The organism is Butyrivibrio sp. AE2032, from assembly GCF_000702965.1.
The window spans coordinates 26,842-40,049 of the sequence record NZ_JNLF01000006.1 but is presented as its reverse complement, the minus strand read 5'-3'; the positions used below and the strand labels follow the sequence as shown (position 1 = coordinate 40,049).

Annotated in this window: 11 protein-coding genes; all 11 read right to left on the bottom strand. The window is 36.5% G+C overall.

Features of this window, described 5'->3' with window-relative positions; genetic code table 11:
- Positions 1 to 45: 45 nt before the first annotated feature.
- Positions 46 to 282 carry an acyl carrier protein gene (locus BO18_RS28470; RefSeq protein WP_034452012.1) on the bottom strand — a complete coding sequence of 79 codons (237 nt, stop codon included), beginning with the start codon at positions 280 to 282 and terminating at the stop codon, positions 46 to 48.
- A gap of 29 nt (positions 283 to 311) precedes the next feature.
- Positions 312 to 1,442, bottom strand: a complete 1,131-nt coding sequence (locus BO18_RS28465) for an acyltransferase family protein (RefSeq protein ID WP_034452011.1) — start codon at positions 1,440 to 1,442, stop codon at positions 312 to 314.
- A 6-nt stretch (positions 1,443 to 1,448) separates the two neighbouring features.
- Entirely contained in the window at positions 1,449 to 2,495 is a 1,047-nt protein-coding gene (locus BO18_RS33790; RefSeq protein ID WP_051689271.1) for an acyltransferase family protein, read from the bottom strand.
- Positions 2,496 to 2,508: 13 nt separating this feature from the next.
- A complete protein-coding gene (locus BO18_RS28455; protein WP_034452009.1) occupies positions 2,509 to 3,891 on the bottom strand; it encodes an AMP-binding protein in 1,383 nt (460 codons plus the stop codon).
- Between the two features lie 40 nt (positions 3,892 to 3,931).
- Positions 3,932 to 5,143 (bottom strand): ABC transporter ATP-binding protein, encoded by a 1,212-nt coding sequence (locus BO18_RS28450; RefSeq protein ID WP_034452007.1) that lies wholly within the window; start codon positions 5,141 to 5,143, stop codon positions 3,932 to 3,934.
- The gene (locus tag BO18_RS28445) at positions 5,136 to 6,122 is read right to left on the bottom strand and encodes a glycosyltransferase family 2 protein (RefSeq protein ID WP_034452006.1); all 987 of its coding nucleotides are present in this window, start codon (positions 6,120 to 6,122) and stop codon (positions 5,136 to 5,138) included. Before BO18_RS28445 ends, BO18_RS28450 begins: the two co-directional genes overlap by 8 nt.
- Positions 6,123 to 6,164: 42 nt before the next feature.
- On the bottom strand, positions 6,165 to 6,995 hold the full coding sequence (locus tag BO18_RS28440) for an ABC transporter permease (protein WP_051689270.1): 831 nt from the start codon (positions 6,993 to 6,995) through the stop codon (positions 6,165 to 6,167).
- 20 nt (positions 6,996 to 7,015) lie between these two features.
- Entirely contained in the window at positions 7,016 to 8,149 is a 1,134-nt protein-coding gene (locus BO18_RS28435) for a glycosyltransferase (protein ID WP_034452005.1), read from the bottom strand.
- Positions 8,150 to 8,254: 105 nt separating this feature from the next.
- On the bottom strand, positions 8,255 to 10,000 hold the full coding sequence (locus tag BO18_RS28430; RefSeq protein ID WP_034452004.1) for an ABC transporter ATP-binding protein: 1,746 nt from the start codon (positions 9,998 to 10,000) through the stop codon (positions 8,255 to 8,257).
- Positions 10,001 to 10,012: 12 nt separating this feature from the next.
- Positions 10,013 to 11,065 carry a glycosyltransferase family 2 protein gene (locus BO18_RS28425; protein ID WP_034452002.1) on the bottom strand — a complete coding sequence of 351 codons (1,053 nt, stop codon included), beginning with the start codon at positions 11,063 to 11,065 and terminating at the stop codon, positions 10,013 to 10,015.
- Between the two features lie 4 nt (positions 11,066 to 11,069).
- The gene (locus BO18_RS33785) at positions 11,070 to 13,193 is read right to left on the bottom strand and encodes a glycosyltransferase (RefSeq protein WP_051689269.1); all 2,124 of its coding nucleotides are present in this window, start codon (positions 13,191 to 13,193) and stop codon (positions 11,070 to 11,072) included.
- Positions 13,194 to 13,208: the final 15 nt, after the last annotated feature.

Here is a 13,208-nt window from a genome sequence, read left to right as displayed (position 1 = left end):
TACAAGATTACAACATATAAATTTTACCTTTATTAAATAGCAGTGTCAAGGTAGTTTGTCTGTAATTACCTCAGCCAATTCCTCTACAGTACTGATAGAAAGCATTTCTGATTCAGATATCTTTATTGAAAACTTCTTCTCCGCTGAGGAAATAATAGACATTATTTCCAGAGAAGAAAGATCCAAATCATCTATCAATGCACTTTCTGCATCTATTTCATCCTGCGGAATATCTGCAACATCTTCAATAATCTCTTTTAAAATTTCGATTGTGTTCTCCATAAAAACCTCTCCTTTATAAATCACAGTTCCTAAACAGCTTCTACTCTCTTGCTTACAATAACATCTTTTACTTTAACAAACAGAAAGCATATTGCTATTATAATAGCTGTTCTGATCAATGAAAACAAAAACTGTCCTACTGTAATACTTCCTTTCCACTTGTCCACAAAATAATAAAGCGGAAATCCCATCATCTCAATAGTATGAATACACATAACATAAATTGAATAGTGCCCAACTTTTCTGAGAAATGAAGCGACCGGTCCACGAAAAACATTAAAAAATAACGACACGTAGATGGTCAAAACCGAGAATAATCCATTTAATGCTATAGTTATCATTCCGAAGGGGTAAATACTATCAGCCATTCCATCCATAAATCCCATAAGCTGAATTATCCAATATGGAATAATAACCAAAACAGAATATACTACTTTCTTCCAAGTTTTTATATCGCTTATCCCTCTGGTAAACAGCTTACTCTTCTTTACGTAATAACCAATATATATATACAGTACAGAAATAAAACCTTGTGACAAACACCAAGGGACTGTATTTCCCAAACTAATAAGCCAACCTATAATGCTGACAGTCCACACACCATAAGATACATACTTCTCAGGAAAATAATTCAAAAGTGCGTTAAATACAATTATTCCCCAGAATAGGGCAAGCAGAAACCAGTTAGGACCGTTAGAGAATATTTTTACGCCAAAATAATCTGTCGTCTTGGCAAGTCCCAATAATGAGCCGGCAAAAATCCTACATGTCTCGATAACACTGCCCTTAAGATATCTGTATAGACTAAAATGAGTAATTAAATGCAAAATTGTTAGTAGAACCATCGATATAGCATATGGCAACAAAAGAGCTTTGCTCTGTTTAACCAGGCATTTCTTCATGCTTGTCTTTCTGAAGCCATAGCCGGCAATGACAAATAATCCCTGCATCACCGGATGAACAAACAATCCAAATGCCGTCACTAATATCATTGCTACTATGTTTCCACTTTCCAGGATAGATCCTCTGCCATCAAACATCGTTTCAAAATAATGATCCTGAAACAGAGGATAAGTATGTACAAAGATCACCATGATCATCGCAAGTCCCTTAAACAGGTCAAACATTCCGGCAGTATTTTTTATTTCGTGTTTCTTCATTACCTTTTATCTTTCCACTACGGGACCTTTCTTAAGGGGGATTCTATGTAATAATCCTATAAACTCTTTAACAAATACGCAAATAGCTAAATCCAGCACTAATCTTACAACACACACAATGGCAACACCAACATGTGAATGTATCCTTTCAGCTATGCAATACCAAGGAATAGCAATATATTCAAGAGAATGTGCGCATAAGAAGTATAATGAATAGCGCCCTATGGTCCTAATTTTATTGGTAACCGGCCCTGAAAATACATTTAAAGCCAAAAATATTTTCACTAAAACGACAGGGTATATTATTATCAACGGTACTAAGATAAATTGTAAAATATGATAATACCCAGCAAAATATGATACTAAAACAGCGGCTACCAATGATGCACACAAAAGTAAATTATATTTTGTATCCCACCTTGTAGTAAACAGCTTCTTCTTTTTGCAATAGTAACCACTGTAAAAGAAAACAGAAAAAAACATTCCTCTATAAATGCTCCAAGGATTAAATGTAATATTAAATAAAGCTATACTAATAACTGAAACAGCTAGCGCTACTACTGATCTCCACTTTTCAGGCACATAGTTGAATATCAAAGTAATGATAATCCATACCCAGAAAAGTGCCCAAATATACCACATTGGGCCACAAGAAAAGATATTTATACCTCTCACCTGTACCGTATCACTTAAGCCAAGTAGCAAGCCTGCAAATACTTTTATTGTTTCTTTAATTGCAAGTCGTATCGAACCAAATACTACAAAATGACAAATCAAATGCATCAAACATGTAAGTATCGATGTAATAATATATGGCGCAACTAATAATTGAAACTGCTGCGCAAAAGTCTTTTTTAAATTCTTCGCTCTAAAGCCATAACCACTAATCACAAATAAGGCGACATTTAATATCCCCAGCATACCAACATCTATTTTATAGCCCATCGTCTCAACTTGTTGCAGCGTATGAACGACAACAATAGTAATCATTGTTAAACCTTTTAACAAATCAAACATTCCAGCCGTGTTCTTAATTTTTGTCTCTGCTTTCATATATTGTTCTTCCTTAATTATTTCTCTTTATTTTTCCGCTGGCAGTTTTTTCAAATTCCGCATTTTGAAATTCAACTGTGTGAATCCGCTTAAATATTGGCAATTCTTTATTTAGTTCAGAAACATACTGACGTATGTCCTCCTCTGAACTCTCTGCCGCAAAAACTGCTGCAATTATTTTGTCCTCGCGCTCGAAAACCTTACATTCTTTGATAAGTGTATTCCTATATAAAAGATTCTCTAGTTCCTCGGGACTAACATTTTCACCTCCTGATAGAATAATGAGATTCTTTTTTCTGCCAGTGATAAACACATAACCGTCTTCGTCGATGCATCCCAAATCACCGGTGTACACATAGCCGTCCTTAACTATAGCTGCTGTTTCCGCTGGATTATTATAATATCCCATCATGCAATTCCAACTGGATACACAAATCTCGCCATCATTAATTCTAAGATCCGCATCATTGACAATTTTGCCCACCGATTCAACCTTATCAGTCACATTGCTATTATAGGTAACATCTCCAAAGGTCTCTGTCATTCCATAAAACTGGCAATAGTCAATTCCATTTTTCACAAAAAAATCAACCAATGCTTTATCTATAGGAGCTCCTGTTGTACCAACAGCTTTTATACCGCCAAGCATGGCAGCACCGCCCCTCTTTAAGCGTTTTTTCCAAAGCTGCATTATGGCAGGCGATACAAAAGAAAAATCTATTTTGATTTCTTTCAGCTCATCGAGCATGCTTCCCATGTCCTCATTGATATAGGTCAAGCATCCTCGATTGCACCAGCTAAGCCAACTACAAAGCCCTGCTGCATGATACAACGGAAAAACTAAATAAGTGGACAATAAATCATCCTTAGCCTCATCCGCCACGTATTCCTTTGGCAGGATATTTCGCTTTCTATCAAAAAGATTTTTAAGGCTAAGCATTACCCCCTTAGATTTACCTGTGGTGCCAGAGGTATAAATGATCATAGCTAAGCGAGCTTCATCACTAGTATCAAAGCTATGGGAGTATTCCTTATAACGTCTGGATGTGCAAAGCTTTCCAAGTAATCCTTCAGATTGTCTTATCTCATAATCAATCTCTGCATCCTTGAGGATTTCTGCAATATTATCAGAAGACTCTCGAATATTGACAGGAACCACAACTGCTTTTCCTAATAGTAGTGCAGCGATAAGCACTAAGTATTCATAACAGTTATTTCCAAGAATCGCTACGTGCTTACCGGTAATATCACCATACTCTTCTTTCAAGTTTTCGAGACATGCACAAATATCACTATAATATTCTCTATAAGTTACTTCGTTTAAACTCCCATTTCTAAAATATCTATACGCAATTCTATCGCCACGTTTTTTTATATCTTCATAAAAGTCGTACAATTAACAATTTCTCCATTTGCTTGCAATTTTTTCTAACCTATTACAGCAAAACATTCCCCCAGGAACCATTCCGCCAATTCAATTCTTCATTTTTTTCTTTTTTTCTTTTTATTGCGATATCAATACCCTTCACACAGTCAAGATCACTATTCTCTCCATATTGATCCACGCAAAAAACAGTATAAAAAGTTTTGTACTCCCCATTTACTATATGTGAAAGGTCTACAGTTAGTACACTCTCTCCCTCATCGCCAGGTTCACCTGATATCTGATCATAGAATACCGCTGTAGCAAATATACGTTCCTCTCTGTCTGCCAGTTCAACCCTGATGCCCACTTTTTCAACCGGCTTTTCAATATGCCATCTCATCCTAATACTTAAATTATCGAAATTAGTAGCACCCTCTTTGCTATCAACATAGTCAGCTGACAAAAGTCTTACATCATCTCTCCCAAGCCATCCCGGCCTTACATACTCGGTATAATCAGCAGATTTATCAGTCTTCTTACTTTCATTTCCAAAATAGCGTTTACAAGCCTCATCCGTATTACCATCATAAATTAGTTTGCCATGATCTAGAATAATGCAGCGCTTGCAGAGCCTCCTTACGGATTCCATGTTATGGCTTACATATAAAATAGTTCTTTGCTCCTGAGCAGCAATTTCACGCATCTTATTGATGCACTTATGCTGAAACTTAACATCACCTACAGCAAGAACCTCATCCATAATAAGGATATCAGCATCAAGATGAGCAGAAACTGCAAATGCCAGCTTGACATACATTCCGGAAGAATATCTTTTTACAGGAGTATCTATAAATTGTCCACATTCAGAAAACTCAATTATTGAATCTATCTTAGTATCAATCTCCTTCCGGCTCATTCCAAGAATTGAGCCATTCAGATATATATTTTCTCTTCCTGTCAGTTCAGGATGAAAACCGGTGCCAACTTCCAAAAGGCTCGCCACTTTGCCATCGATATAAATCCTGCCTCTGGTAGGACTGGTTATTCGGGAAATAAGTTTCAAGAGAGTAGATTTACCCGCCCCATTAGCACCTATTATTCCAAGAGTCTCTCCTCTGTTTACAGAAAATGAAATATCATCAAGTGCGGTAAATGATTCATTGTGTAGTTTACCGCTATTACTATGACTCTTTCTTATAGTTTCCTTTAGCGTTTCGCCATTAACAGTCCCAAGTATATAATCTTTTCCAACATTTTCAACTTTTAAGATCAAATCATCCATTGGTGCTTATCTTTTCTTTCCTGCTCGTCTTTACTTCGTCATATAGCAGTTGTCTACTCTTACGAACATACTTACCAATACTTTTATTCATCATTCCTTCTTCAATTCCAAGAAAGAAATCATCTTCAGATAATCCATCAAATTTAATAATGTGCGTTTTTAGAACACTAAAAACTATTGAATCAAATTGTTTTATTATCACTTTTTTTCTAAAACGTTTAGCTTCCAGATATATATCTTCCAAAAGATTAAATAGACTTGAAAAAGCATTCTTTTGGTCGAGGCTACGCATAATGGAGTCAGATCTCATCCTGTAACAATAAAGATAATTGACAAGCATAACTGATTTTTCTATGCACATCATGTATTCTGTTGCAAAGCAAAGGTCTTCAGCAAATACATCTTTTGTGTTTTTGTAACTAAGCTTGTTTTTAAGAATGATTTCCCTGTTAAAGAGTCTTGTCCACGTTTCCCAACTATCCTTATAGCAGAAAAGTCGGTCGTTCAAGTTCTTAAGCAGATCTGTTTCTTTCTTGAACTGTACAATATTCTGCATCTCTCTAAAGTAAATAAACTCAGGCTCTTTTCCCTCATCATTCACCTTAATATATTGGAAAACATAAAGGTCACCCTTTGCATAGCGCATTCTTTCGCAAAGAGTCTCAAGTGCATCCGGCACAATAAAATCATCACTATCAATAAACCAAAGCCAGTCCCCCTTAGCTTCTTGTATTCCTCTGTTTCGCACTCCAGATAAGCCAACATTTTCCTGGTGTATTACTCTTCCTTTGCGTTTTCGGTTTTTGTCAGCATTAAATCTGTCGCAAAACTCATCACAAATTGCCCCGGAACCATCTTCTGATCCATCGTCAATTATTATAAGTTCAAAGTCATCAAAATTCTGAGCCTCTATAGAATTAAGACATGTCTCCAGATATTCTTTTGTGTTATATACAGGAACAATAAGACTAAAAAGCATTATCTCACCTCAAACACACCGAAAAACATTATTACACAACGTCTATATAATCCTTTTGGACACGACCATACAAAAAAGTGCAACTGCAGTAATTACAATTGTAAACACTATGCTATAAATCATCCCAGGAACATATAAATTCCCGGTACCGGTTATACATAATCTGAAAGCCTCAACAAAAGAAGACATGGGATTAAAATACAATAACCTTTTTACAACAGGAGAAAGAGAAGATGTTGGATATAGCACCGGAGAAACAAACATAAGCATGGATACCAAAGCTCCCGTAAGATGTTCGAAATCTCTATATTTTACTGTAAGAGCTGAAATGATCAGCCCAAGTGAAGTACCTAATATCGCAGTAAGTAGTAATAACGGGAATATCCAAACAATATTTAATCCTGTAAAGACAACTTCCCCTTTAATGATAAATCCAACAAGAACGATCAATAATACTACAAGCTGCATTAAACATCTGCCAAGACACAACAATGAATTCGAAATAGGGACAATCAGTCTAGGAAAATATACTTTTCCAAAAAGATAAGCATTATCTATCAGCACTCTGATATTGCTATTAAAAGAAAAGGCAAAAAGATTCCAGATAACATTTCCTGTCATGCAAAAAAGAAAATAAGGAATCCCATCAGAAGAAATATGACCAACATAACCAAACACCAGTGTGAAAACACCGGTGTTTATGATTACACTAAATATCATCCAAAGAGGACCAAGTATTGTTTGCTTATACTGAAGAGAATAATTCTTTTGGAATAAAACCCAGATAAGGCTTCTATAATTCCATATTTCCCTTATATCCAGATTCCAAAGCCTATCCTCTCCATCTATGATGGTCTTCCAAGCTTTTTCCATAAAACGCTCCAATTTTAAACTCAGTCACCAAAAACCATGTCTTCTATTTCTTCAAATCTGTTTTCATAATCAATTATACTTTTACGTTCCATTATTTTAGCCTTATAATGCGCATGTAGTTCCGGATTATCAAGAACTCTTTTTATACCATTGTATATACCTATTACTGATCTTTCCATAATGATTCCATATTCATTATCTCCAATCAGTTCTCTAACTCCAGAACAATCTGTAAGCAAAAGAGGTACATCCAAAATCGCAGCCTCCTGACTGACCAGGGAGTATCCTTCAAATATCGATGTTGAAAGGAACCAATCAGCCATCTTCATATATTTATAAGGATTGCTCTTTAGCCCAAGAAAATGAACGCTTTTTATCCCCAGACGCTTTACAGAACGCATTATACGTTCATATTCATCACTCCAATTTTCTTTTCCGCCTATAACATTGACATCAAATTCATAACCTTCCAACTCAAGCATATGTACTGCTTCCAAAAGAAGGTTATATCCCTTTTGGTAATTAATTCTTCCAACAACTACAAAAAGTGGTCTTCCTTCAGTTTTCTTAGTCTCTATTACAGGTTCATTACCATCATACAGAATTTTATCAACATTAAGAGGATTATACTTAACAACATAGTTACCTGTATCACCCAGCACATCTATCAAAGAATCTTTTATATCCTGAGAAACACAGACAACATTATCATATGTTTTTAACACATTAAACTCATTCTCTTTACTGCCATACAAATACTCAGAATAGTAATAATTATTGTAGTCTGTATGATACCAGGCAAACTTTTGGGGAGCCTTAAATTTTGATACAAATTGAGTTACATCTCCATCCTTCAATGCAATAATAACATCATAGTTGTTATGTTTTTGAAGATATGTATATCTAAGCTTTCCAAAACACCGCAACGCCATGTATTTAATATATGAAAAACCTATTATCCTTTTGTAATACCGATAAGCAGTCTTAAAAAGATAATGAACATCCTCCGGATAATAATCATAAAACTCAGCTTCATTATAAAGAGACATGACCGTGAGATCACACTTGTCATGCCACCTTTCAACAAAATCCTGGAGGAGTTTCTCAACTCCGCCACCGGTTATAAGATCATTTACAATAAGAATCTTCTTCATAGGTGACTATTCCTCTCCCTTATCACCTTAATTACACACAAAAATAGCCCTAATATTTATAAATGTTTACAGGCAATTTGTCTATGACAAAATGTACTAAAATTATCAGAATTCATCCACTAGTTTTTGAATGTCTTCCTGTCCAACAACATCCATCTTCTTATCCGCTATCCTATAGACCCTGTCACACATGGTAAGAACCGTAGGTCTGTGACTGGTGAGGATGATTGTCTTGTCAGGGTAGCGCTTCTTGATATTATCAAGGACTCTCCTCTCTGTTGCTACATCCAACGATGAAGTAGCCTCATCCATAAGAAGTATCGGAGTATCCTTTAAAAGCGCCCTTGCAATAGCCAGCCTCTGACACTGTCCTTCAGATACTCCCTGTCCTCCCTGTCCAAGCTCAAACATAAGTCCACCAGGAAGCTTCATCACAAAGTCATAAATACACGCTGTCTCCAAAACATCCTTAATCTGCGCCTTAGTTGAATCTCTATTAACCATCTTAAGATTCTCTAAAATAGTACCAGCCATCATAGTGTTGCCCTGAGGAACAAATGATATAGCGCATCTTGTGTTAGATCCCAGCTCAACCTCCATGGAACCATTTGAAGCATATGCTCTGCCTTTGTCTGCAGTAACTATTCCAAGAAGAATCCTTAGCATAGTTGTCTTGCCTTCTCCCGAAGAGCCTATAAATGCAATCATGTCGCCTGGATTGGCTTCAAAGGAAACATCTTCAAACACGCTTGTACCATTATTATACTTAAAGAAAAGATTATGTCCTTGAACACCAATGCCCTTGCCATCTTTTCTCGAAGCAATTAGTTTTTTCATTTCTTCATTACAGGACTCACTTTTTTCATCAGGAATCGAAAGAAGCTTTTTAACCCTGTCCGCAGAAGCCATATAGGCCATTATGGTTGGAACCAGATCCAGAAGAGCCTCTGTAGCAAAGCTTATTTGAAAAGCGAGGAAGGTAATTACTGAAAGTGAACCAAAGGAAATGTTGCCTGTATGTACTCTGTAAAACATCCAGCCGATCATAATGCTCGCACCTATGATACCAGCCAGATAAGAAGTAGCATAGGAACTCATAATGTATTTATTGGTGCGCAAATCAACCTTCTTCCTTCTGACCTCAATATTCTTCATCTTATTGTAAAAATAATCCCCAAGGCCAAAAGCTTTCACTGCATGGATATTGGAAAAGGTCTCAACATTGTAGGAATTTATCAGGGACTCTATCTCTCTTATCTGTGTCTCACAGTCGTATATCTTTCCCATAAATATCCTGGATGCCACAATTACTATAGGTGCAATGACAATAGCCAAGAATATCATGCTAGGGTCAAGATAGACAATAAGAATACCTGCCCCAAGAATTAGAGATAACTTAGAAATCATTGTAGGAACAAGACCGCTGGTATTGCCTGCCACGGTCTTAACATCAGAAGATAATCTGGTGATAATGTCACCGGAATGATATTCAAAAAGTCCCTCCCAAGAGGCATCCATCAGCTTTCTATAAGCCATAAGCTCCAGATCATTGTACATTCCATTATAATTCCTGGAGGCGTATCTGGTGCTGGCAATCGTTATCACAACATTGACTGCATAAAGCAACGCAAAGAAAGCACCGCTCATCACCAGCTTATTCATATCATCCTCTAAAGCCAGATCAACAATGCTTCCTACCTTACTGGTCATATACACCTGATAAATAGACTGCAATATAAGCAGAGCTATATAAAAGTACAACCTGTATCTATATTTTTTTAAAACTCCCAGCGCCCAGGCCAGGGTTCTGAAAATATCTCCAAACAAGCGGAGCTTTTCCTTGCTTTTCATGTAAGATTCCAATTATCCCTTTGTAAGTTGATAGATGCTGCGCAAGAAGCAAAAAGCATCAAATCTTCCTGTTCGCAGCGCCAGATACCTAATAGTACTTATCTTCTTTGCTCTGAATATATCATTAAGCATAGACTGGAATTCAAAACAGCCAACTTCTCTGTTCAGTTCTCTTCTGACCGTATTAAGCTTTCCAAGCTTCTGGAAGTAATCATGCTTGGTGGCCAGTCTGCTAGTCCAGTCTGTAATAAAAATGGATTTAACAACCAGAAGGTTATCCTCTGTAACATCCTTCTGCTTAGCTTCCCACTCAAGAAAACGCCTATACACGTCTTTGGTATCCTGAATATCATTTTCATGATAAGTAAGTGACAGGCTATCTTCACTTCTTTTAACGTAATGATATAGTGGCTTATTGATCATCCCAATGTAGCCTTTTGAAACATCAAGATAATCCAGATTAAACTTTAAATCCTCTCCAATGTGAACAGACTCATCAAACCTAAGCCCATTATTCCTAATCAGATCCACATCATACAGTTTATTGGTAACAAAGTTAAAAATCTTAAGCCACGCCAAAACAGAAGCAACATTTCTTTTAAGAAGGTAGTTCTCACCCTGTATGTATCCATGCTGAGACTCCAGTATACTGATCCTGTCATCCACATTTTTGTTAACTATATTATCATAATACATTCCACAGGTGATAAAAGCAGTCTCTTTTTCCTTCCAGTCATCAGCAGCCTTAAGGTAGCACTCAATTATATCCCTATCAGGAATATCATCCGCATCAAAAAATACTATATACTTTCCTGTTGCTTTTTTTATCCCATAGTTTCTGGTTGCAGAAACCCCTTTTTGAGCCAGGGAATAAAGCCTTATACGAGCGTCCGTCCCATCGTATCCCTCACAAATACTCGTAGTTAGATCACTTGATCCATCATCCACTATGATTATCTCAAGATTGGTATATGTCTGGTTTAATGTTGCTTCAAGGCATTCTCTTATATATTTTTCTGAATTGTAAGCAGGTATGATCACCGAAACTAATACATCTGTATACATAAATCTAATATCTAATATATTTCCAGGTAAGAAGCGCCAATTTCTTTTTCATCCCCATTACAGATGGCGCATTTTTAAAGTTAATGGTGTCTTTGTATATCCCCAATAAATATCTCTTCTTTTCTTCATCCTGAACATTTCTATAGGAATACTTGATCCATTCCAGAAGAGATATTCTGCTGTGCTGTACAAGCTCAGACTCGCTATTATCAGAAAAAAACTGAATTCTGTCAAGTGAAGAACGTAAAAAGAAACCACATCGTTCTTCAAGATTCTCATGCATGATACTATTGTTTCTCTGAAAATAATTATATAGAGCATCTGGCATATAAGAAACTATCCCTGCTCTGTACAAAAGCTTATAGGTTATTGCTTCATCCTCATTCTGAATACCCTTTGGAAACCGCAGGCCATCAAAGAGTTCTTTTTTGTAGAGCTTATTCCAGACAACGGAACATACATTAGAGTTTCGCATCATCTCAATGACGCTCTGTCTTCCGCTCCATCTGCATGGATTAGGGTTCATTACAATTCCGGGTACTTTTTCTGAAGATGCTTCATCATATACAGTGTTAAATCCACAGGCAACTATGTCAGCATGATCTTTTTTCATCATTTTCATCAGCTTTTCCAGACAATTTATCTTAAGATAATCATCACTGTCGCAGAAAAAGATATAGTTACCAGAAGCAATCCTCAGTCCTGAATTACGCGCTTCAGAAAGCCCTTTATTATCCTGATGGATAATAGTAATCCTATTATCCTTTAATGCATATTCATCGCAAAGCTTTCCTGAATTATCAGTAGACCCGTCATCAGTCAAGATGATCTCCAGATTATTATAGGTCTGATATAATATTGAAGTAACGCACCTGTCAAGATAATCAGCTACATTATATACAGGAACAATAACTGAAATCTTATCTTCCGATGTTATGGGATATGCATCTATAGTTTTAGCAAAGTTATTATAGTAATTAACTATGTTGAAATCTTCTACGCTGTGTGCTCTTTTATAGGCTTTCTCTGAAAGCTCTTCTCTTAAGTTCTTATCAAAAGCCACCTTTATGATTGCCTCTGACAGATCATTTACGAAGTTATCTCCTTTATTAACAATATATCCCCCATCACCAACCACTTCCGGAAGTGCACCGGAGTTAGTCGTTATCAGAGTAATTCCCTTTGCCATGGTTTCAAGAGCTACAAGGCCAAAAGATTCCTCCACTAACGAAGGCATTATTACCACATCTGCCTTATCATAAAAAAATGCCAACTCTTCCGAAGGCATTTCTTTTATACATGATATGTTCTCATTATTTCGGGATAGGCTATATACTTCTCCTTCATATCCCCTGTCAAAACCAGAAAAGCCCACAATATCAAGTTTGAGCTTCTTGCCTGAAGTATCCTTGGAATTATCAGCCGCCAGTAAAAACGACCGAAGCAGTTCTTTAACACCTTTACCAGGAATAATTCTTCCGACGTAAAGCAAGGAAATAATATCCTTATCTTCCTCTGCTTTATCATTTCTGTTGAATAATGAAAGATCTAATCCATTATAAAGAGTAGATACTACAGCCCTTTCATCCTGCTTAAGTATCTGCCCCTTTATAAAGTCACTAACCGCAATAAACTGTACTCCACCCCGAACCAATTCCCTGATCATATCAGGGCTTCTATACATATCCACATCATTGTGCATATGGAAATATATTGGAACGTCATACTTTCCTTGGCAAAACTTTACAATTTCACAGGCAGTGGACATCATGTTTTCAATTATTACTGCATCATATCCGCCCTTAATCTCAGAAAGCCTGTTTGAAAAGCAGTTTAGAATCCTTGAATCAAGGATCCTTCCAGCATTTACTATAGCAAAAGTTCTATTATATTTGTCCCAAAGCCTATCAGCCATATCATCGGCTTTTGATGGATTCACGGCAATTACATTTGTACATGAATAATTCTTGCTGCATTCTCCCTCTGAACCAATAGCAAAAAGATCTATACTGTAGTTTCTGTATAGTTCATTATCATCTATAATCTTGGTTATCATTCCTTCTACAGCACCACCCTTTATCGCAGGTACTGGAAGGATGCATGGAGAAATAATAGCAATCCTCTTCATAGACAAAATCCTATA